We start from the raw sequence: 21,167 nt of genomic DNA on the forward strand, positions 1-21,167 counted from the left end.
CATCTGGTCGCTCCCCCACCTGGAGGACACAGAAGAGCCTTCCGATCAAGCAGATTTGTCTTGTCACCCGGAACGTCCGGAGGCAAATCTCAGGAGGAAGTCATGAACACGAACACCACCCCGCAGAACAACATCCCGCAGAGCACCACCGCCCGGACGACGGGTCGGGCCAAGAAGTCACCGGCATTGATTGCGGTCGTCTCGGCCCTCGGAGTCGCCGCCCTGGCCGGCGTCATCGGCACCCTGATGTTCGCATTCAGTGCCCCCGCCTCCGCTCATCACGACCCCGCCCAGCACAAAGCACCCGCTGCTGCGGTGACACCGGTACGCCCGGCGGCCCCGGGACAGATCACCCCGATTCGCCCGGTGCCGGCGCACCACACAATCTCCCCGGCCAACCCCGCCACCCCGACCAATGCGAAGCCGACAGCCGCGGTGCGCCTGCTGCAGCAACAGCTCGGACAGCTCAACTACTACGAAGGACCAGTCAACGGGGTCATGAATGTCCAGACGGTCCAGGCGATCGAATACCTCCAGCGGGACGCTGGGCTGACCCAGACGGGAACCCTGAACGCCCCGACCGACGTTGCCCTCGCCCACTACCTGGTCGACGGCAACAACCAGATGGCGGGCTGATCTCCCCGCGCCGTATGGCGTCCGGCCGCTCACGCCGGGCGCCATACTCGCATGCCCGCGGGCGCAGGTATTCGGGGCTGCGGCACGCACTCGCCCCCCGATTCAGCTCCCAACTCCACATCTGGGCGAAATATGAGAGGGCTATCTTCGCTTCGTGCCTGACTCAACCTCCCCCATCGGTCCCATCGGTCCCATCGATCCCACGGTCAGTCCGCGATTCGCCGGCTTCGCCACCTTCGCTCGGCTACCCCGGTTAGCCGATGTCGAACACGCGGACATCGTCGTCGTCGGCGTGCCCTTCGACAGTGGCACGACCTACCGCCCAGGCGCGCGCTTCGGCCCCGCGCATGTGCGCGAGTCCTCTCGGCTGCTCCGTCCGTACAACCCGTTGCAAGATATCGAGCCGTTCGCAACGCAGCAGGTCGTCGACGCCGGTGACATCGCGTGCACCCCGTTCGACATCGTCGCGGCGATATCGGCAATCGAAGCCGGTGCTCGCGAACTCACAGCGAGCGGTGAACGCCTACTCACAATCGGCGGTGACCACACCATCGCGCTGCCGCTGCTGAGAGTGGCCGCTGAACGCTACGGACCGCCGGCGGTCATCCACTTCGACGCCCACCTCGACACCTGGGATACCTACTTCGGAGCGCCTATCACCCACGGGACGCCGTTTCGCCGTGCCTCCGAAGAGGGGCTGATCGATCAGACGGCCAGTATGCATATAGGCATCCGCGGTCCGCTCTACGCCCGGCAGGACCTCTTCGACGACGAGCGACTCGGCTTTTCCATCGTCTCCGGCGACGACATTGCGACGGCCGGCGTCGCTGCCGCCATCGACCGGATCCGATCGCGGATCGGCGACCGCCCGGTGTACGTGTCGATCGATATCGACGTCCTGGACCCCGCTCACGCTCCCGGTACCGGCACCCCGGAGGCCGGTGGGATGACCAGTCGGGAGCTGCTCAGCATCGTCAGGTCGTTCAGCGAGCTGAACCTCATCGGCGCCGACGTCGTCGAGGTCTCACCCGCCTATGACCATGCACAGATCACGGGGATAGCCGCGGCCCACGTCTGCTACGAGCTCATCTCCGCGATGGCTCCGCGCCCAACCGGCGGGTAGTGGTTGCTGCAACTTCGGCGCAATCGCTCAGGTAGCCGCTCGCACGACGCGCGCCAGCGGCGCACACTTGACGGCTACGGGGCGGTCCTTGACGGCTACGGGGCGGTCCGGTTGCCTCATTCAGGCAGATCCCCCACCGATGGAGCGACGATGACTGAAGAGGATGAACCGCCAACCGCAATCCCACCGACCTCGGCTGTGGCCCGGCTCAGCCGTCGGCCCTACGAGCGGGAACTCAAGCGGCTGCAGGCGGAGCTGGTGGCCATGCAGGACTGGGTGCAGGCATCCGGAGCGAGGCTGCTAATGATCTTTGAGGGGCGCGACGCCGCGGGTAAGGGCGGAAGCATCAAACGCATAACCGAGTACCTGAATCCCCGCGTTGCCCGAGTTGTGGCCCTTCCGGCGCCCACTGAGCGTGAGCGGGGTGAGTGGTACTTCCAGCGCTACATCCAGCATCTTCCCTCGCGGGGCGAGATCGTGCTGATGGATCGTTCCTGGTACAACCGCGCCGGTGTCGAGAAGGTGATGGGATTCTGCACTCCGGCGGAGCACCGTCGGTTCCTTGCGCAGTGCCCGGTCTTCGAGCGGCTGCTCGTCGAGGACGGCATCATGCTGCGCAAGTACTGGTTCTCGGTCAGCGATGCCGAACAGCAGCGACGATTCCAGTCACGCCTGGAGGACCCGATGCGCGGCTGGAAACTATCCCCGATGGACGTCGAGTCGATCTCCCGATGGGAGGACTACTCGCGCGCCAAGGACGAGATGTTCGTGCATACCGATACCAGCGAGGCCCCCTGGTTCGATGTCGAGGCCGACGACAAGCGCCGGGCCCGGATAAACATGATCGCCCACTTGCTTTCCACCGTGGCCTACAGCCAGATCCCTCGCCCACCGATCACGCTGCCGGCGCGGCCGCCGGCGGTGAACTACATCCGGCCGCCACGGGAACTGGTGAAGGCGGTGCCTGACCATGCAGCAACCCTGAAGTAGCCCCACGGGGCGCCCGGTCAGATTTGGAAGTTGCTGACCACGCTGGTGAGCTCATCCGACAGAGCCGAGAGTTCCTCGGCCGCACTTGCTGCGCGCGCGATGTCATCCCTGGCTCGTGCTGTCGCGTCAGCGACATTCCCGACGTTGTCGGCGATCGCCGCCGCTTGGGTGGCCGCCTCGCCTACTCCGCGGCTCATCTCCCGCGTCGTCGCACTCTGCTCCTCCACCGCCGCGGCGATCGTCGACTGGAAGGTGTTGATCTCCGCAATGATCGCCGAGATTTCTGAGATTGTGCCGATCGCCGCTGCTGTCTCGGCGCTGATACTGGCGACCTTTCCGCTGATGTCGGTGGTCGCTCCGGCTGTCTTCTGCGCGAGCTGCTTCACCTCTCCGGCGACCACAGCGAACCCCTTGCCGGCTTCGCCGGCGCGCGCCGCTTCGATCGTCGCGTTCAGCGCGAGCAGGTTCGTCTGGGCGGCGACGGCGTTGATCGTGCTGGTGACGTCGGCGATTGATAGTGATGAGACGTCGAGTCGATCCATGAGTTCGGCGGCACTGTTCGCCGCAACGACAGCACTGCCAGCCACCCGTGCCGCTTCGCTCGAATTGCGGGCAATGTCGGCAATGGAGCTACCCATCTGCTCGGCGCCGGCCGCGACACCCTGTACTGCGGCCGACACATCGGAGGCCGCGAGCGCCGCCCGGGACGCCAGCTCGCTCGCCTCTTCAGCGCTCGCGCCGACTGCGCGGCTGATCTCAGTGAGCTGGCTGGACGAGGCAGCCAGAGCGGCTGCGCTGCGCGCCAACGCCACAACGGTGTGACTCGTCGCCGCTTGAGCTTGTACGAATGCAGCGGCCATCTGGCCCACCTCATCGTTCGAATCGAGCTCGACCTTGGATGTCAGGTCTCCACGCGCCATCGCTGAAAGCGCGCGCCCGACTGCCGCGAGCGGTCGGGTCAGGAAGACGGCCGCCAACGCGCCGAGCGCGGCCGACAGCGCGACTCCGACAATTCCCAGAATCAGCAACAAATTGCGGGCCACGCTCGCCGTGCGCTGAGCCTCTGCGGCGGCATGCGCAGCATCCTTCCCCTCCAAAGTGTCGAGGGCATCCATTGCTCCCCCGAACTGGTCATCGGCCTTGGTCAACGGCCCGCTGAGTAGCTGACCGACGAGCTGGGTGTTCTCGGCGTCGGCGGCCGGAAAGAGCTGACCATCTCGAAGCTGGCGCCAATCGGCGACGGCGGCTGCAAACTGATCGATTAACTGCCCGTGCTGACCGTCTAGGGCGGAGCCCTTGGTCGTGCGGTATTCGGCGACCGCGTCATCGAGCATGGCGTCCGCCGCGGACACGTCCTCTTTCACCGAGGCTCGGGACTGCGCGTCGGCGGCCAGAAGGTAGTCGCGGACCGCGACTCTCGAGTCGCCTTCGCCATCCCGAATGTGGCCGAGGGCAGCCAACGGTCGTGCCGTGTGTGCGTAGAGGTTGGTCGCCGCGGCCGCGGTCGAGCTGACCGCGGCCATCCCCACACCGCAGAGCAACACGATGGCTGTCGTGGCGATTCCAAGTGGTAGAAGCATCTTGGTGCGCACCCGGCGATCGGCGAACCACCGCCGCAACCGGGGGCGGTTCTGGTCGGAACCGCTGGGTTCGGTTGGGGATGAAACGCGGCCTATCGGGGCTGAGTCGGTTCTCACCCCATCCTTATCGACCGGCGCGATCCGGAACGAAGCAATTCGGAGAAGCGGACCCTGTCACCCCCGGGCTCAATGCCCGAGTGCCGGCAGCGAACCTCGACGGGCTCGAAGTTCGCCCGGCCGGGGTGAAGCGTCCGCGGTCGCCCACCGTCGAGGGGCAGAGCAGGTCAGACGCCGGCGCGCGGGGCGGCGCCGCGAAGCGCGTCTCGCATCTCCTGCAGCGGCGCCGATGCACCGGTCATCAACTCGACTTGGGCCGCCGCCTGATGCAGCAGCATCAGGGCACCGCTGACCACGGTCGCCCCGTCGGCCTGGGCGGAGTTCGCCAGTGCGGTCGGCCACGGGTCATAGACGACATCGAGGATCACCTGATCACGATGCCAGGTTCGGATAGCCAACAGGTCCGCAGCGTGGGCTGGAAGTGTGCTCAACAGCAGGTCCGAACCCAGCGCCGGGTGGGCGTCGGTGAACGTCTCGATCGCGAGTTCCACGCCTACTCGAAGCGCGGTCGCTTTCAGGTCTGCGGTGCGGCTCGGGTCGCGGACCAGGACCGTGCAGCTGCTCAAACCGAGCTCGCCGATGGCCGCAACGGCGGCTTGCGCCGTCCCGCCCGCGCCCAGAATGGTCGCTGTCCGCGGTTGGGCACCCACCTCAGCCAGCGCACGGAGAATTCCGTCTACATCGGTGTTGGTGGCCCGCCACCCCGGCGCTGCCCGGTCTCGTAGCGGGAGCAGGGTATTGGCCGCTCCGACCGCCACGGCTCGCGGTTCGACCACATCGGCCAGCGCCAGCGCCACCCGCTTCAACGGCATCGTCACGCTGAATCCGACCCATTCGTCGCCGGCCGATGCGAGCAGGTCACCGAGGTCCTGTTCGCCGCAGTCAATCGCCTCGTAGTGCCAAGGACGGCCCAAAGCCAGGTAGGCCGCGTTGTGCAGCACTGGCGACAGCGAATGCGACACCGGACGTCCGAGTACCGCGGCCCGCCCAGTGAGCCCAGTGAGCCCAGTGGGTCCCGTCAGCCCAGTGGGTCCAGTGAGCCCCGTAGGCCCAACTGCATCGCTACCCACTGCTGTCAGTCACAGCCCCAGTGGTTCTGGACGCAGGCGAGTCGGGCCGCCTCGAACCCGGCTTCGTCAGTGAAGACAAGGTGACCGTCGGCATCGCCGTTCACGTAGTGCGTCCAGTCACCGGCCGCCGGGTTCACCGCAGCCTGCAGCGACGCCGCGCCGGGGTTGTCGATCGGCGTGGGCGGAAGGCCAATGGTGTTTCGGGTGTTGTAGGGGTCGGCCTCGTTATAGCTGAGCGTCTTCGGGTCGCGGCCGGCCAGAATCGCTCCATAGACGCTGGTCGCGTCGATCTGTAGAGGACGGTTTGCCGCGAGGCGGTTGAGGATGACCCGGGCAACCTTCGGACGGTCGGCGTCGAACTTCGCCTCGCCCTCGACCATCGAAGCAACGATCAGCGCCTGGTACGGGGTCAGCCCAACCGCCTTGGCCTGGTCGGAGAAGTGCGTGCTGCGGTCGGTACTGATGAATTCGTTCACCATCGTCGAGATGGCGTCCGAGGCGGAGGTTCCGGGATCGAACGTGTAGGTGTCCGGGAAGAGCAGACCCTCCAGGGAGGTGAGTTTGCCGTCCGCCGGCGCATAGGCCGCCGGCAGACCCAGACTGGACGGGTTCGAGGTGACAGCGTCGAAGTCGGCTTGGGTGAGTTTCAACGGCCCGACGAGCTTGGCGACCATCTGCTTGACCGTGCTCCCCTCCGGGAAGGTCAGCGTGTTGGAGACCTTCGACTTGGGGTCGAGGAGCATCGTCAGCGCGGCGCTGGCCTGCATCTTCATGTTCAGGCGGTAATACCCCGGCTGAATCGACTTGGCGTCTTGGTTGGCCGCAGCCGCCATCACGAAGGAGCGATCACTCTTGATCACTCCCTGCGAGTGCAGGGTGCTGGCGATCGCCGCCGCCCCGTCGCCGGGATGGATCTGCACCAGCACCGACCCGGTGCCGTTGCCCTTGTAGTCGCTTGCACCGAGGGCGTTGGTGAGGGCCGGTCGGACAACGAACCAGCCCGCACCGGCTACGGCCAGAATGAGTACCAGGCCCAGCGTGACAACAAGGCGTCCTCGACGGCGCTGCTTGGACGCACGCTGCAGTCGACGGGCCTCGGAGCGGCTCCGGCGATGCTCCTCGTGCCCGTTGACGGGGTGGGCGAACTCGCCGTGATGGGAGTCGTGGTCGTCGTGCCCGAATACGGATGTGACATCGAGATGCTCATGGTCGGCGTCCGCGAGGCCAACCTCATCGCCGTACGGGTATTCGCCGTGACGGTATTCAGAGTCGTGAATCGCCTCGTCAATCGGCTCGTCAATCGCCTGGTCAATCGCGTCGTCGCCATGCGCCGTGTAGGCGCCGTGCGGCTCCGCGACCTCACTCGGCTGGGCGCCGCCGGCGATGTCATGAATTTGATAAGCATCGACGGGCACGTGTCCGTTTTCAGCAGTTTGCCCATATAACGGATCGGCGTAAGCACGATCGCCGTTTACCTGGAAACCACTATTCAAATGCCGGTTGCCCGCAGTGGAATTTACTGAGCCGACCGGCACCGCAAGGGGATTGGCGGAGACGTCAGGATCGGCAGGGAATGCTGCGCGCACATCGTCGTGCTCGTCTGCCACACCTTCTCCATCCAAATAATTGCGAAGCGTCCGCTCAGTTGGGCCGTTCACTCAGTCGCTCGCGGGTGCTCGCGCTATCGAGCCAGTGTTGCAGAATTACCACGGCCGCCGCCTGATCAATCACGGCGCGGCTCTTACGGGTATTGCGACCGGCCTGAATGAGTTTACGCTGCGCGCTCGTGGTAGAGAGGCGCTCATCGGACAATTCAACCGGAAGCGGTCGGATCGCCACGGCCACCAGATCCGCGTAGCCGCGGGCCATCTGCGCCGACGTCCCCTCGGCCCCGGCCAGCGTCCTCGGTAGTCCAATGACCACTCCGACGGCCTCGTGCTCGGCAACGAGGTCAACCAGCGCCGCGATATCCGAGTTGCCCTTTTCGTCGCGATTCAGGGTGGTCAGCGGGGTGGCGAGCATCCCGTGCGGATCACAGCGAGCGACACCGACCCGAACGGTGCCCACGTCCACTCCGAGCCAGACCCCGAACATCAGCCGGGCGTGCCCGCGAGCGAGGCCCGCACTGAAGCGAACCCATCCTCCACCTTCGCCACTTCGCCGCCGGCGCCCTGAGCCAGATCTGGCTTGCCCCCGCCGCGGGCACCGATCACCGGAGCGAACACCTTGACCAGCTCGCCGGCCGCGAGACCGGCCGAACGCCCGGCCTCGTTGACCGCGGCCACGAAGCTCACACCGCCGTCATCCTTTTCAGACGTGAGCAGCACCGCCGCCGGCGAGGCTCCAAGACGGGCCCGGACGTCCAGCGCCAGTGACCGCAGGTCGTTGCCGGTCACACCCTTCGGAGCCTGGGCCGCCACGAACCGCGTGCCGGCGATATCGCTGGACTGTGCCGCCAGCTCACCGGCACTCTCCAGCACGGCGGCGGCACGCAGACGGTCAAGTTCCTTCTCAGCGGCGCGCAGGCGCGTCACCAGCGCCTCGACCCGCTCGGGCAACTCGGCGGCCGGAACCTTCAGGTTCTCGGTGAGCGCCGTGACCAGGGCACGTTCCGTCGCGAGGTAGCGAAGTGCCTCCAGGCCGACGTAGGCCTCAAGGCGCCGGACCCCGGCACCGATCGAGGCCTCACCGACGATGGTCAATGCCCCGACCTGCGAGGAGTGCTCGACATGGGTGCCGCCGCAGAGCTCGCGGGACCAGGCTCCACCGATGTCGACGACTCGGACGGTCTCGTCGTAGGTCTCCCCGAAGAGGGCGAGCGCGCCCAATTCGCGGGCCTGGGCCAGGGTCATGTGCCGAACGTCGACCGGCAGGTCCTCGCGCAACGCGATATTCGAGACGTCCTCGATCTGCGCCCGGGTGGCCGCGTCCAGCCCGGCGTTCCAGGCGAAGTCGAGGCGCAGGTAGCCGGGCTTGTTGTACGAACCGCTCTGCAGCGCCGACGGCCCGAGCACCTGGCGCAGCGCGGCGTGCACGACGTGGGTGCCGGAGTGAGCCTGCCGGGCCGACCGCCGCCACTCCGGATCGACCGAGGCGACGACGCGCTGGCCGGCGTGCAATTCCCCCTCCTCAACCTGCACGCGGTGCACGATGAGGCCCTTCACCGGACGCTGCACGTCCAGCACCCGCAGCCGGGTGTCGTCGGCGGTGATCACGCCCTCGTCGGCGATCTGGCCGCCGGATTCGGCGTAGAAGGGGGTGCGTTCCAGCACGACTTCGACGATCTCGCCGGCACCGGCCGTCGGCACCGACTCGCCGTCGCGGACCAGGCCACGCACGTGCGATTCGGTGATCAGCTCGCCGTAACCGGTGAACTCGGTGACCCCGCGCTCGCGCAGATCCCGGTAGGCCGGGCTGTCGGCGTGGGCGCTCTTCTTACCCCTCGCATCGGCCTTTGACCGGGCCCGCTGCTCCTGCATCAGGCGGGCAAACCCCTCGGTGTCGACGGCCAGGCCCTGCTCGGCCGCCATCTCAAGGGTGAGGTCGATCGGGAATCCGTAGGTGTCATGCAGTGCGAAGGCCTGCTCACCCTGCAGCGACTCGGCGCCGGCCGCCTTGGCCTTCGTGACGGCGGTGTCGAGGATCGTCGTGCCGGCGACGAGGGTGCGACGGAATGCCGCCTCCTCGGCGTAGGCGATCATCGCGATGCGGTCGTATTCGCTGGCCAGCTCCGGGTAGGAGGCCGACATGCAGTCGCGGGCCACCGGCAGCAGTTCCGGTAGCGCGGGATCGTCGTAGCCGAGCAGGCGCATCGCCCGCACCGCCCGCCGCAGGATGCGGCGCAGCACGTAGCCACGCCCCTCGTTGTCGGGGGTTACCCCGTCACCGACGAGCATCAGCGCCGTACGGATGTGATCGGCCACAACCCGCAGCCGCACATCGTCGGGAGCAGACTCGGTGGCCGCATGTCCGGAGTGCAGACCGTATTGCTTACCGGTCAGCTCGGCGGCGCGGTTGAGGATGGGGCGCGTCTCGTCGATCTCGTAGAGGTTGTCGACTCCCTGCAGCAGCGTCGACATTCGCTCCAGGCCCATCCCGGTGTCGATGTTCTTGGCCGGCAGCTCGCCCAGGATCGGGTAGTCGTCCTTGGTGGTGCCGGCGCCGCGCTCGTTCTGCATGAAGACGAGGTTCCAGAACTCCATGAACCGGTCTTCGTCGACCTCCGGGCCGCCTGGACGGCCGTAGTCGGCGCCCCGGTCGTAGTAGAGCTCACTGCAGGGCCCGCATGGTCCGGGAATGCCCATCGACCAGTAATTATCGGCCTTTCCACGGCGCACGATCCGCTCGTGGGGCAGGCCGACGACCCGGTGCCAGATGTCCACGGCCTCCTCGTCGTCGAGGTAGACGGTGGCCCAGATTCGCTCGGCGTCGAGGCCGAAGCCGCCGTCGGAGATGGACTTCGTGGACAGGTCCCACGCCATCTTGATGGCGTGCTCCTTGAAGTAGTCACCGAAGCTGAAGTTGCCGTTCATCTGGAAGAACGTGCCGTGCCGGGTGGTCTTGCCGACCTCTTCGATGTCCTGCGTGCGGATGCACTTCTGCACGCTGGTGGCCCGCTGCCAGGGTGCGTTCAGTTGGCCAATGAAATACGGCACAAACTGCACCATGCCGGCGTTGACGAAGAGCAGATTCGGGTCGTCGAACGGAAGCGGCGCACTCGGCACGACGGTATGCCCGTCGGCCTCGAAGTGGGCCAGGAAGCGGCGGCGGATCTCTGAGGTCTTCACGGCTGCTCACCCACCGGCCGGACGACGATGGACGGTTGGCCCTGCTCGATCCGGCCGATCTGCCCGTCCAGGCCGGTGCCCTCGCGAAGCTCGGCCTCACGCTCATGCATCGCCTCGCGCACCTCCGTTGTGAAGTCTCGGATGGAGATCGAGAGGTCGGTGAGGCCGGTGCCGATCGATTCGGCCAGCCCACGCGGGGTGAGCCGCTGCGCGGCGGCACTGAGCTTGCGCACGATCAGAGCCCCGATGGTGATCCCCATCGCCAGCCAGAAGAGTCGTCGAGTCATCTACAGCGCCTTCCGGGCCCGACGGGACGCACGGTGACGCCGGTTGGCCGCCCGAATGGCCTCGGCGTCACGGCGCTGGGTGACGGTGCGGCGGACACCGTAGGAGAACGCAGCGACCTTGATCAGCGGGCTGCCCACTGTGCTGGAGACGATGGAGGTGAGCGCGGCCGCATTGGTCGTCATCGAACTGACGCCCTTGGTGATGCCGTCGACCTGGTCCAGTTGGGCATTCACACCGGCGAGGGTGGTCTGCGCATCAGCCAGCAGCGGCGCCGCACCTTCGTGCGTCTTGCGGATCGCCAGGGTCGCCTCGTCCAGGGTGCGCCCCAGCTTCAGCAACGGGATGGCCAGCAACAGCACCAATAAGAAGAACGCCACCGCAGCCACTAGGGCCGCAATACCTGAGGCAGACACACTTTCTCCTAATTTCGATCCTGCAACCAATGCCGTAACCAAAAAGACCCTACCGGTCGCGCCGCGGACGGAGTTCGCTCACTCGTTGCGTACGACGGCGCGCAGCCGCGCCACCCGCTCCTGCAGTTGCCGCTCGGCGCCGCGGGAGGTGGGGTGGTAGTAGTCGCGACCAAGCAGTTCATCCGGCGGGTACTGCTGCGCCAGCACCCCCTCCGGCTCGCTATGCGGATACCGGTAGGCCGCAGCATGCCCTAACTTGGCCGCGCCGGGATAGTGCCCGTCCCGCAGCGCCGGGGGCACCGCTCCCCCCAGCCCCTGCTTGACATCGGCGAGCGCCTCGTCGATCGCTCGGACGACGGCATTCGACTTGGGGGCGAGCGCCAGGTGCATCGTGGCCTGTGCCAGGTTGATCCGCGCCTCCGGCATCCCGATCAGCTGCACGGCCTGAGCTGCCGCGGTAGCCACCAGGATCGCGGTCGGGTCAGCCAGGCCGATGTCCTCGCTGGCGTGCACCACCAAGCGGCGCGCGATGAAGCGGGCGTCCTCACCGGCCTCGATCATCCGGGCCAGGTAGTGCAGCGCCGCATCCACATCCGACCCGCGGATCGATTTGATGAAGGCGCTGATGACGTCATAGTGCTGGTCGCCGTCCCGGTCGTAGCGGACCGCGGCGGTGTCGACGGCCTTCTCCAGGGTCACCAGGTCGATGCTCGGCTGCCCGGCCGCCACCGCGCTGCCCGCCGCCGCCTCCAGCGCGGTGAGCGCGCGCCGGGCGTCGCCGTCGGACATCCGCAGCAGGTGATCGAGGGCATCGTCCTCGATCTGTACCGCGCCGGCCAGTCCGCGCTCGTCGACCAGCGCCCGACGTACCAGTTCGGCGATGTGCTCGCCGGTGAGCGGCTGCAGATTCAGCAGCAGGCTGCGCGAGAGCAGCGGTGAGACGACGGAGAAGTACGGATTCTCGGTGGTGGCCGCGACCAGCGTGATGACCCGGGCCTCAACGGCACCGAGCAGCGAGTCCTGCTGGGTCTTGGAGAAGCGATGTATCTCGTCGATGAACAGCACCGTCTGGTGCGAATTCATGGTGAGGTCGTGGCGGGCCCGTTCGATCACCGCGCGGACGTCCTTGACCCCGGCATTCAGCGCCGACAGCTGAACGAAGCGGCGATTGGTCGAACTCGAGACGATCTGCGCGAGCGTCGTCTTACCGCTGCCGGGAGGTCCGAAGAGGATCAGCGACATCGGCGCATCGCCCTCAACCAGCCGTCGCAGCGGTGAGCCCGCACTGAGCAGATGCTCCTGCCCGAGGACCTCATCGAGGCTTCGGGGACGCATCCGGGCGGCTAGCGGTGCCCGTGGGTCAACCGCGCCGGACTGGCCCCCGGACGCACCGGCCAACCCCGTGGACGGCGCATCGCCGTCGGAGGTCTCGAAGAGCGTCATGGGCCAAGCTTAGGACCGCCCGGCGACTGCAATTGCCCGCCATCTCGCTGCAGCCCCGCAGTCCCCGGCCGCCGGCGATCAGAGGCCCGATCGGGCCACCCCGATCAGCTGAGGTGACCGCCCACCTTCGTGTAACCACGGAGCAGGTCGCGCGAGATGATGAGGCGCTGCATCTCGTCGGTTCCTTCGAAGATTCGCCAGAGACGGGCCTCGCGGTACCAGCGCTCGATCGGCAGCTCCCGGGTGTAGCCCATGCCGCCGTGGATCTGCATGACCTTGTCGACGACGTCGTTGGCCATGGTGGCTCCGTAGAGCTTGGCCATCGACGATGCGTGCCGGGCATCGCGCCCCTGGTCGACGGTCCACGCCGCATGCATCACCAACCAGCGCGCGGCCTCCAGTTCCACCTCGGCATCGGCGATCATCCATTGGATCGCCTGATTGCTGCCGATCTTCTTGCCGAAAGTCTCACGGGTGGTGGCGTACTCGATGCCCATCTGCAGCAGTCGCTCGGCCGCACCCAAGGCCCGGGCCGGGATGATGTACCGCCCCTTGCCGATCCACTTCATGCCGAGTTCGAAACCCTGTCCCGGCTCACCGAGCATGTTGCGCGCCGGCACCCGGACGTCGTCGAAGACGAGCGAGGCCGGTCCCCCCTCACCCATCGTCTGGATGAAGTGCGAAGTCCAACCCATGTCCCGGTCCACCAGGAACGCAGTGGCGCCGCCGTGCGCGCCCTTCTCCGGGTCGGTTACCGCGATGACGATCGCGAAGTCGGCATCGTTGCCGCCGGTGATGAAGGTCTTCTCACCGTTGATGATCCAGTCGTCGCCATCGCGCTTGGCGCTGGTCTTGATGTTGGCCGCGTCCGACCCGGCGCCGGGTTCGGTGATCGCGAAGCAGGAGAGTTTCTCGCCCTCAATGGTGGGGATGAGGTACTCGTCTCGCTGCTCATCGTTGGCGAAATACAGAATGTTGTCGGCTTCGCCGCCGAAGCGGAACGGGATGAAGGTGCGCCCGGTCTCGGTGGCCAGCAGAGCCTGCGAGACCGCGGGCAGATCCATGCCGCCGTACTGCTCCGGCGTCGAGACCCCCCAGAACCCGAACTTCTTGGCCAGCTGCTGCAACTCGCGCACTTCAGAGATCTCCAGGCCGGGCAGCCCCTTGCGCTCCCGACGCAGCGCCTCCGGTTCGCGGCTGATCAACTCCTTGGCGATGAAGTCACGCGCAGTCTGTCGTATGGCCTTCTGCTCGTCGCTGAACGAGAAATCCATCGCAGCTCATCCTCTCGGGCTCTGAGACACCTTCGTGAAGTGTCTGATACATCTTCCGCAGACGTTACCCCGACTGAGGCCGCCATACACCTGCTCTGAATGCGTGACTTTCCTCGATCGGTGGTGCATATTCATCTTCCCCATCAACGTCGATGGTCTGACTGCTAGTCCCCGGCCCGCTCCGCACCTCGGGCCACCCTCGAACGGGAGGCGGACATGATCGTCAACAGTGGCGGCGGCTTCGGCGTCGCAGCAGCAGGCCCAGACGGGCCAACCTGGGGAGTCGCCGGTCCGACCGCGCTGAAATTGTTCTGGTTCGCGGCCGTGGTCGCGATCACCGCGAGCTTCTGGCTACGCCGACAGCTCACCCGCGCGATCACGGCCCGCAGCAGTGTCGCTTCAGGTGTGGGGACGATCGAACTCTCGGCAGTCGACGCCGGGATGCTGCGGAGCACCAAGTCGGCGCTCGTCGTCTGCCTCACCCAACTGCACACCGCGGGGTTGATCAACTCCAACGGCGATGTGTTGCGGGCGCCGACGCAGATCGACGGGCTCGATCCGCTTGGGCACCACGTCTACGCCGAGCTTCGCCAGGACGGCCGACCACGCACCTTCAAAACCGTGCTCACCGGCAGCCGATCGGCGCTCCAGGAAAAGGCCACCCAGCTGAGCCAGCGTGGCCTGATGTACACCGACACCGAGCGGACGAGCATCCGGCTCTGCGTCTGGCCGATGGTCGCCGTCGCGGCGGTCGGCATCGTGCGTCTGCTCGCCGGCCTCGACAACAACCGACCGGTCGGATACCTCGCTCTGAGTCTGGCCGTACTGCTGGTGCCCGTCGGCCTCGGGCTGATGGTGCCCCTCGCCACCGTTGTGGGCGAGCGGCGGATAAGCGAGCTGAGGTCGAGGTTCGCGTACCTGGCCGCGCACAATTCGCCCGACTTCCAGACCTATGGACTCGAGGCGGTGGCGCTATCGACGGCGCTCTTCGGCCCGAGCAGTCTCGTGCTCTACGACCCCACCTTCGCCAACGCCGCGGTCATGCGAATCAGTCCCGGGTCCGACGGCGGTGGCGCTGGCTTCGGCTGGTGGAGCACCGGCTCAAGCTGCAGCGGTGGTGGCGGTGGCGGATGTGGCGGTGGTGGCGGATGTGGCGGTGGTGGCGGATGTGGCGGCGGGGGCGGCTGCGGCGGCGGGGGGTGTGGCGGATGAGCGCCCGCGCGCAGACCCGCGACAACCAGCACAGCCGGGCTGGCCTCCAGGGGGTCGGAATCGGCTGGCGTCCGGAGATCTCCGGCGCGATCGCCCGGCTCCCCGACCTCGGCTTCGTCGAGGTGATCGCCGAGTCGCTACCGCACGGTCGCCGGGCGCCACTCCCGGAGACACTCCAGCCGGAGCTCACCGCATTGCTCGAGGCGGGGGTCACCGTCGTCCCGCATGGCATCGGTCTCTCCCTGGGTGGCGCCGAGCCGGTGGACGCCCGACGGGTGGCCCACCTGGCTCGCTGCGCCGAGCTGGTCGGCGCGCCCCTGGTGAGCGAGCACGTCGCCTTCGTCCGCGCCGATGACCTCGAAGCCGGGCACCTGCTTCCCATCCCGCGGACACGCGAATCGCTGGCCGCGGTGACCCGGAATATCCGTCGCACCCAGCGAGAGCTACCGGTGCCCCTGGCCGTCGAGAACATCGCCGCCCTCTTCGAGTGGCCGAACGCCGAGTTCTCGGAGTCGGAGTTTCTCGCCGCTATCGTGGCCGAGACCGGCGTCCGGCTGGTCCTCGACGTCGCGAACCTCTACGCCAACGCGGTCAACGCGGGGCTGGACCCGGCCGCGGAGCTGGAGCACATGCCGCTGGAGCACGTTGCCTACTGCCACGTGGCCGGCGGCGCAGTGATCGACGGGCTCTACCAGGACACCCATACCAACCTGGTTCCGCCTGAGGTTCTGCGCCTGGTCACGGCCGTCGCGCAGCGCTCGATCGCCGACCGGGGCGAGGCTGGTGCCTTCATGCTCGAGCGGGACGGTCACTATCCGCCCGAGGATGAGCTGCGGGCGGAGTTCCAGGCGATCCGCATCGCGGCCAGTGAGCCGCTCGCGACACCCCAGGCGCCGGCGCGATGACAACGCCGACGCCCCCAGGCGCCGGCGCGATGACAACGCCGCCGCCCGCCACCACAATGGCCCAGCAGCAGCGTGAGTTGGTGGCCGCGCTGGTCAACGGCGGCCCGACGCCGGCCGGATTCAACGCCGGCCGCGTCGAGGCAGCCGCCCGGGCGCTACTGCGCAAGCGAGCCGGCGAGGTCGGCCGGGCGTGGCCGGGTCTGCGGCACGGACTCGGTGAGCAGTGGCAGCCCGGATTCATCCGCTGGGCGCGTCACCGCCCGAAGGCCGGCTCCTTCGCCGACGGGTTCGCCTTCGCCCTGGAGCGGCAGCACTATGGCCGTCTCCCGGCCGGGGCCCGCCTGGAGTTGGCGACCGCGCTGCTCGACTGGCGGCTTGACGCTGCCGGCGACCTCGTACGACGGCGCTGGTTTATCGTCCGGACGACCCGGGTTGACCGGCTGCGGTTGTACGCGTTCGGCGGCGGCCGCCGCCGGTGGCGCTGGGTTCGTAGCGCGGACTAGGCAGTCGGCTCAGGATCCTTCGGCCGGCTTGGGTTCGGCCGGCTTGGGCTCGGCCGGCTTGGCTTCAGCCGGCTGGGCGTCTACTCCGGCCTCCTTGCGCTGGGCGGCGGTGATCGCGGCCGGCGCCGCGGTGAGCGGGTCGACGCCGCCGCCGCTCTTCGGGAACGCGATCACATCGCGGATCGATTCGGTTCCCGATAGCAGGGCGCAGATCCGGTCCCAGCCGAAGGCGATTCCACCGTGCGGGGGCGCGCCGAAGGCAAAGGCGTCCAGGAGGAAGCCGAACTTCTCCTGGGCCTCGGCCTCGGATAGCCCCATGACTGCGAAGACACGCTCCTGGACGTCCCGGCGGTGGATTCGAATCGAGCCACCGCCGATCTCGTTGCCGTTGCAGACGATGTCGTAGGCGTAGGCCAGGGCCGAACCGGGGTCGGTGTCGAAGGTGGCCAGCGAATCGGGCTTGGGCGAAGTGAAGGCGTGGTGCACCGCGGTCCAGGCGCCGCTGCCGACGGCAACGTCACCGCTGGCAGTTGCGTCCGAACTCGGCTCGAAGAGCGGAGCGTCGACGACCCAGAGGAACGACCAGGCCGACTCGTCGATCAACCCGCCGCGGCGAGCGATCTCCAGGCGGGCGGCCCCCAGTAGGGCCCGCGACGTCTTCGCGGCACCGGCAGCGAAGAAAACGCAGTCACCGGGCTTGGCGCCCACCGCAGCGGCCAGCCCAGCCCGCTCGGACTCGGAGAGGTTCTTCGCGACCGGGCCGCCGAGTTCGCCGTCCTCGCCGACGAGGACGTAGGCCAGCCCTCGGGCTCCGCGCTGCTTGGCCCACTCCTGCCAGGCGTCGAGCTGCTTGCGGGGCTGCGAAGCCCCGCCGGGCATGACGACGGCGCCGACGTAGGGCGCCTGGAAGACCCGGAACGGGGTCTCGGCGAAGTAGGGGGTCAGCTCGACGAGCTCCAGCTCGAAGCGCAGGTCAGGCTTGTCAGAGCCGTAGCGGCGCATCGCTTCGGCATAGGTCATCCGCGGAATCGGCGTCGTGATCTCATGGCCGATGAGCGCCCAGACGGCGGTGAGGATCTGCTCGGCCAGCGCGATGACATCGTCCTCCTCGACGAAGCTCATCTCGATGTCGAGCTGGGTGAACTCCGGCTGCCGGTCGGCCCGGAAGTCCTCATCGCGGTAACAACGCGCGATCTGGAAGTACCGTTCCATGCCGGCCACCATCAGCAGCTGCTTGAACAGCTGCGGCGACTGGGGCAGGGCGTACCAGGTTCCGGGGCGCAGCCGGGCCGGAACCAGGAAGTCGCGGGCACCCTCCGGGGTGGAGCGGGTCAGCGTGGGCGTCTCGATCTCGACGAAGTCGTTGTTGTAGAGCGTCTCCCGGGCGGCCCGGTTCACCTGACTGCGCAGGCGCAGCGCCGCCGCCGGCTCGGCCCGCCGCAGGTCCAGGTAGCGATACTTCAGGCGCGTCTCCTCGCCGACCGAAGAGTGCTCGTCGATCGGGAAGGGCAGCGGCCCGGCCTCATTCAGCACGTCCAGACCGGTGGCCACCACCTCGATCTCACCGGTTCCGATCGCCGGGTTGACGTTGCCCTCGGGGCGCACCCGGACCTCACCGGTGACGGCGACACACCACTCGCTACGCAGGTCGTGAACCAGCTCGTCCTCCCGGATCACCACCTGCACCACCCCAGAGGCGTCCCGGAGATCGATGAAGGCCACTCCCCCGTGGTCGCGACGGCGCGCCACCCAACCGGCGAGGGTTACCGTCTGGCCAGCGTCGGCGGCGCGCAGGGTCCCAGCGCCAGCAGTGCGGATCACGAGAGTTTCTCCTTAAGAAATACTGCGATTTCGTCGAGATTGATCGGCGATTGGTCGCCGGTGTCTAGCTGCTTCACCTGGGCTGTTCCGGCTTCGATATCCCGGTCGCCGATGACGACGGCGAATCGCGCACCGGAGCGATCGGCCCCCTTCATCGCGCCCTTCAACGCACGTCCACCGTAGGCGATGTCGACCCGAACACCCGCGGCGCGTAGCTGAGCGGCCAGGCGCACCGCGGCCGAGCGGGCGGCCTCACCCAGCGGTACCAGGTAGGCCTCGACCCGAGGGGCGGTTCCGATCGGCAGCCCCTCGGCCTTGCAGGCCAGCAGGGTGCGGTCGATGCCCAGCCCCCACCCGATGCCCGACAGCGGCTGCCCACCGAGCTCCTCCATCAGGCCGTCGTAACGACCGCCGCCGCCGACCGCCGACTGCGCGCCGAGCCCGTTGTGCACGAACTCGAAGGTCGTCTTCGTGTAGTAGTCCAGGCCGCGAACCAGGCGTGGGTTGAGCTGGTACGCCACGCCCAGATCGTCCAAGTAGGCCCTGACCTCAGCGAAGTGCGCCGCGCAGCTCGGGCAGAGGTTGTCGAGCATGAGGGGCGCATCCACGAGCTGCTTCTGCACCGACTCACGCTTGTCGTCCAGGACGCGTAGCGGATTGATCTCGGCCCGGCGCCGGGTGTTCTCGTCGAGATCAAGCCCGGACAGAAACTTGATCAGCTTCTCCCGGTAGGGCGGCCGGCATTCCGCATCGCCGAGTGAGGTCAGTTCCAGGCGGTAGTCGCGCAGCCCGAGGCGCCGGAAGCCGGCATCGGCCAAGGCGATCACCTCGGCGTCCAGGGCCGGGTCGTCGACCCCGATCGCCTCGATGTTCACCTGGCTGAAGACCCGTCCGCGGCCGGCCTGGGGCCGCTCAGCCCTGAAACACTGCCCGCTGGTCGCCACCTTGACCGGAAGCTGGCCCCGGTCCAAGCCGTGTTCGATGACCGAGCGCATGACGCCGGCGGTCAGCTCCGGCCTGAGCGTGAGCGAGCGATCACCCCGGTCGGCGAAGGTGTACATCTCCTTGCTGACCACATCCGTGGATTCGCCGACTCCTCGCACGAAGAGTTCGGTGTGCTCGAAGACAGGCGTCTCGATGTAGCTGTAGCCGGCCAGTGCCGGTTCAGCCAGTAGCGCATCCCGAACCTCGACGAAGGCCGCCGACTCCGGCGGGACGTACTCCAGCACGCCCTTGGGGGCGTTCACAATACTCATCCGACCTCCGCTCCGGTGCGCCGGCTGTCGCCACCGTGCAGTCTCATTGCAGCTCCATCAGATACGGATTGCTGATCCGCTCACGGCCGATCGTGGTGCTCGGCCCGTGCCCCGGGTACACCGTGACGGCGTCATCCATCGGCAGGATGACGTCGCGTAGCGAGGCGGTCATCGCCTCCATCGACCCGCCGGGCAGGTCGACCCGTCCGATGCTGCCCTGGAAGAGGACGTCGCCGCTGAGCAGCAACTCACCCTCGGAGACGTCGTCATCGAGGGTGAAGATCACCGATCCGGACGTGTGACCCGGCGCATGGCGAACACCCAGGCTCAGTCCGGCGAGTTGGAGGGTCGCGCCGTCGGTGAGTTCGCGCACGTCATCGGGCTCGGCAAAGCTGATCTGGCCGAAGAGCGGGGTGCCCGGGCGCATTCCCACGCCCGTCCACGGGTCCTTGAGCTGGTCGCGGTCGCTCGGGTGGATATAGGCGGCGACGTCACGGGCCTGGCAGACCGGGAAGACTGAGAAGCTGTGGTCGAAGTGGCCGTGGGTCAGGATCACCGCCGCCGGGTGCAGCCGGTGCTCGGCGATGACCTCGTCCAGCTGCTTGACCACCTCGATGCCGGGATCGACGATGACGCACTGCTCGCCGGCCGCAGGGGCCAGGACGTAGCAGTTCGTACCGGTGTAGGCCGACGGGAACCCCGCGATGAGCACAGCGTGCAACTTTCGACAGTGACTGACGTGATGATTGAGGCCAGCCTACCCAGCGCCACCACACACATTGCGTACCCACAGCCCCCACAGCCCGGCCCACGCCACTTGCCACAGTCGCATTACGTACACTTTCGCAGAACTTCATTCTGTGGGAAGGATCCGTCGTGGCGACGAACAATCAGCGTCGAGAGGCTGCCAAGCGTCAGCTCGAGCAGCAGTTGGCGCAGCGTCAGCGGCAGCAGTCCCACAAACGTGGGCAGATGCTGATCATCTCGATCGGCGGGTCGATCTTCGTGGTGCTCCTGCTCGTTCTGGGGCTGGCCATCGCCGAGCACCACAGCGATGACAAGAAGAGCACCGCCGCAGCGGCCACCGGCGCCGCGAGCGACACCTCGGCCCCGACCAGCGCGGCCCCGACGAGCGCGGCGCAGTCGCCGACCACGCCGGGCGACTGCGACTTCACCAAGGACAGCAGCGCGGCGGCCAAGGCCGTCACGCTCCCACCACTCACCGGCAATCCCGTCACCGGCACGGCCAAGGTCACGATGAACACGTCGCAGGGAGTCGTCGCGGTCACGGTTGACCGGGCGCTGGCGCCGTGCACCGTCGAGAGCTTCCTCTCCCTGTCCAAGCAGAAGTACTACAACGACACCCCATGCCACCGGCTGGTCACCAGCGGAATCTATGTCCTGCAGTGCGGCGACCCGACCGGCAGCGGGTCCGGCGGTCCGGGCTACACGATTCCGGATGAGGCGACCGGCAACGAGGCCTACCCGGCCGGCACGCTGGCCATGGCGCGTACCTCAACCGCGCACAGCGGCGGCAGCCAGTTCTTCTTCGTCTACAAGGACTCCCCCAGCCTGGCCCAGAACCTGGGAACCCTGCAGTACACGGTCTTCGGCAAGGTCACGACCGGCCTGGACGTGCTGCAGAAGATCGCCGCCGGCGGGGTCGCCGATGGCAGCACCGACGGTTCACCGAAGCTGCCGGTTCAGATCAAGACGGTGACGGTCAGCTAGCCCGCGCGGGCCGTTCGG

19 protein-coding genes are annotated in these 21,167 nt (G+C 67.5%); 7 read left to right on the forward strand and 12 right to left on the reverse strand.

Annotation, left to right across the window (positions count from 1 at the left end; genetic code table 11):
• Positions 1 to 102 precede the first annotated feature (102 nt).
• The 3 genes from CPH63_RS22400 (at position 103) to ppk2 (ending at position 2,749) form a co-directional block, all read left to right on the forward strand.
• Positions 103 to 636: a peptidoglycan-binding domain-containing protein gene (locus CPH63_RS22400; protein WP_157749615.1), complete on the forward strand. Its 534-nt coding sequence runs from the start codon at positions 103 to 105 to the stop codon at positions 634 to 636.
• Positions 637 to 790: 154 nt separating this feature from the next.
• Positions 791 to 1,759, forward strand: a complete 969-nt coding sequence (gene speB, locus CPH63_RS16955; protein ID WP_241895709.1) for an agmatinase — start codon at positions 791 to 793, stop codon at positions 1,757 to 1,759.
• 150 nt (positions 1,760 to 1,909) lie between these two features.
• Positions 1,910 to 2,749, forward strand: a complete 840-nt coding sequence (gene ppk2 / locus CPH63_RS16960; protein ID WP_096303998.1) for a polyphosphate kinase 2 — start codon at positions 1,910 to 1,912, stop codon at positions 2,747 to 2,749.
• Positions 2,750 to 2,766: 17 nt separating this feature from the next.
• On the opposite strand, the gene CPH63_RS16965 is transcribed toward ppk2, so the two are convergent.
• From CPH63_RS16965 to CPH63_RS17005, 9 genes are all read right to left on the reverse strand, one after another.
• Entirely contained in the window at positions 2,767 to 4,446 is a 1,680-nt protein-coding gene (locus CPH63_RS16965) for a methyl-accepting chemotaxis protein (protein WP_371363356.1), read from the reverse strand.
• A 167-nt stretch (positions 4,447 to 4,613) separates the two neighbouring features.
• Complete coding sequence (locus CPH63_RS16970) at positions 4,614 to 5,516, reverse strand: shikimate dehydrogenase (protein WP_305778083.1); 903 nt, start codon at positions 5,514 to 5,516, stop codon at positions 4,614 to 4,616.
• 5 nt (positions 5,517 to 5,521) lie between these two features.
• The gene (mltG, locus tag CPH63_RS16975; protein WP_157749617.1) at positions 5,522 to 6,931 is read right to left on the reverse strand and encodes an endolytic transglycosylase MltG; all 1,410 of its coding nucleotides are present in this window, start codon (positions 6,929 to 6,931) and stop codon (positions 5,522 to 5,524) included.
• Positions 6,932 to 7,157: 226 nt separating this feature from the next.
• A complete protein-coding gene (gene ruvX, locus CPH63_RS16980; RefSeq protein ID WP_096304001.1) occupies positions 7,158 to 7,610 on the reverse strand; it encodes a Holliday junction resolvase RuvX in 453 nt (150 codons plus the stop codon).
• Positions 7,610 to 10,303: an alanine--tRNA ligase gene (gene alaS / locus CPH63_RS16985; RefSeq protein ID WP_096304002.1), complete on the reverse strand. Its 2,694-nt coding sequence runs from the start codon at positions 10,301 to 10,303 to the stop codon at positions 7,610 to 7,612. Before alaS ends, ruvX begins: the two co-directional genes overlap by 1 nt.
• Positions 10,300 to 10,590: a hypothetical protein gene (locus CPH63_RS16990; protein ID WP_197704407.1), complete on the reverse strand. Its 291-nt coding sequence runs from the start codon at positions 10,588 to 10,590 to the stop codon at positions 10,300 to 10,302. The genes alaS and CPH63_RS16990 overlap by 4 nt, the downstream gene beginning before the upstream one ends.
• A complete protein-coding gene (locus CPH63_RS16995) occupies positions 10,591 to 11,004 on the reverse strand; it encodes a DUF948 domain-containing protein (protein ID WP_096304003.1) in 414 nt (137 codons plus the stop codon).
• A gap of 78 nt (positions 11,005 to 11,082) precedes the next feature.
• On the reverse strand, positions 11,083 to 12,447 hold the full coding sequence (locus tag CPH63_RS17000; protein WP_096304004.1) for a replication-associated recombination protein A: 1,365 nt from the start codon (positions 12,445 to 12,447) through the stop codon (positions 11,083 to 11,085).
• Positions 12,448 to 12,551: 104 nt separating this feature from the next.
• Positions 12,552 to 13,721, reverse strand: coding sequence for an acyl-CoA dehydrogenase family protein (locus CPH63_RS17005; RefSeq protein WP_096304005.1), 1,170 nt, complete (start codon positions 13,719 to 13,721; stop codon positions 12,552 to 12,554).
• Positions 13,722 to 13,937: 216 nt separating this feature from the next.
• Here CPH63_RS17005 and CPH63_RS17010 point away from each other — a divergent pair, with 216 nt between their 5' ends.
• The 3 genes from CPH63_RS17010 to CPH63_RS17020 are packed head-to-tail and all read left to right on the forward strand — an operon-like array spanning position 13,938 to position 16,341.
• Positions 13,938 to 14,933 (forward strand): TIGR04222 domain-containing membrane protein, encoded by a 996-nt coding sequence (locus CPH63_RS17010; RefSeq protein ID WP_096304006.1) that lies wholly within the window; start codon positions 13,938 to 13,940, stop codon positions 14,931 to 14,933.
• Positions 14,930 to 15,838 (forward strand): DUF692 domain-containing protein, encoded by a 909-nt coding sequence (locus CPH63_RS17015; RefSeq protein WP_096305234.1) that lies wholly within the window; start codon positions 14,930 to 14,932, stop codon positions 15,836 to 15,838. The genes CPH63_RS17010 and CPH63_RS17015 overlap by 4 nt, the downstream gene beginning before the upstream one ends.
• 29 nt (positions 15,839 to 15,867) lie before the next feature.
• A complete protein-coding gene (locus tag CPH63_RS17020) occupies positions 15,868 to 16,341 on the forward strand; it encodes a hypothetical protein (RefSeq protein ID WP_157749618.1) in 474 nt (157 codons plus the stop codon).
• A 9-nt stretch (positions 16,342 to 16,350) separates the two neighbouring features.
• Here CPH63_RS17020 and aspS read toward each other — a convergent pair whose 3' ends face one another.
• The 3 genes from aspS to CPH63_RS17035 are packed head-to-tail and all read right to left on the reverse strand — an operon-like array spanning position 16,351 to position 20,130.
• On the reverse strand, positions 16,351 to 18,162 hold the full coding sequence (gene aspS / locus CPH63_RS17025; RefSeq protein ID WP_096304008.1) for an aspartate--tRNA ligase: 1,812 nt from the start codon (positions 18,160 to 18,162) through the stop codon (positions 16,351 to 16,353).
• A complete protein-coding gene (hisS, locus tag CPH63_RS17030; RefSeq protein WP_096304009.1) occupies positions 18,159 to 19,418 on the reverse strand; it encodes a histidine--tRNA ligase in 1,260 nt (419 codons plus the stop codon). The genes aspS and hisS overlap by 4 nt, the downstream gene beginning before the upstream one ends.
• A gap of 43 nt (positions 19,419 to 19,461) precedes the next feature.
• Entirely contained in the window at positions 19,462 to 20,130 is a 669-nt protein-coding gene (locus CPH63_RS17035) for an MBL fold metallo-hydrolase (protein WP_096304010.1), read from the reverse strand.
• 164 nt (positions 20,131 to 20,294) lie between these two features.
• Between CPH63_RS17035 and CPH63_RS17040 the strand changes: the two genes are divergently transcribed.
• Positions 20,295 to 21,149 (forward strand): peptidylprolyl isomerase, encoded by an 855-nt coding sequence (locus tag CPH63_RS17040; RefSeq protein ID WP_172892229.1) that lies wholly within the window; start codon positions 20,295 to 20,297, stop codon positions 21,147 to 21,149.
• Positions 21,150 to 21,167: the final 18 nt, after the last annotated feature.

The sequence above is a fragment of the Jatrophihabitans sp. GAS493 genome (assembly GCF_900230215.1).
Lineage (GTDB): Bacteria > Actinomycetota > Actinomycetes > Mycobacteriales > Jatrophihabitantaceae > MT45.

What these genes read in the sequence shown, in the direction of transcription:
- CPH63_RS22400 (WP_157749615.1), top strand. Translation starts at nt 103, where the DNA reads ATGAACACGAACACCACCCCGCAGAACAACATCCCGCAGAGCACCACC.
- ppk2 (WP_096303998.1), top strand. Translation starts at nt 1,910, where the DNA reads ATGACTGAAGAGGATGAACCGCCAACCGCAATCCCACCGACCTCGGCT.
- ruvX (WP_096304001.1), bottom strand. Translation starts at nt 7,610, where the DNA reads ATGTTCGGGGTCTGGCTCGGAGTGGACGTGGGCACCGTTCGGGTCGGT.
- CPH63_RS16990 (WP_197704407.1), bottom strand. Translation starts at nt 10,590, where the DNA reads ATGACTCGACGACTCTTCTGGCTGGCGATGGGGATCACCATCGGGGCT.
- CPH63_RS17000 (WP_096304004.1), bottom strand. Translation starts at nt 12,447, where the DNA reads ATGACGCTCTTCGAGACCTCCGACGGCGATGCGCCGTCCACGGGGTTG.
- CPH63_RS17005 (WP_096304005.1), bottom strand. Translation starts at nt 13,721, where the DNA reads ATGGATTTCTCGTTCAGCGACGAGCAGAAGGCCATACGACAGACTGCG.
- CPH63_RS17010 (WP_096304006.1), top strand. Translation starts at nt 13,938, where the DNA reads ATGATCGTCAACAGTGGCGGCGGCTTCGGCGTCGCAGCAGCAGGCCCA.
- CPH63_RS17015 (WP_096305234.1), top strand. Translation starts at nt 14,930, where the DNA reads ATGAGCGCCCGCGCGCAGACCCGCGACAACCAGCACAGCCGGGCTGGC.
- CPH63_RS17020 (WP_157749618.1), top strand. Translation starts at nt 15,868, where the DNA reads ATGACAACGCCGCCGCCCGCCACCACAATGGCCCAGCAGCAGCGTGAG.
- hisS (WP_096304009.1), bottom strand. Translation starts at nt 19,418, where the DNA reads ATGAGTATTGTGAACGCCCCCAAGGGCGTGCTGGAGTACGTCCCGCCG.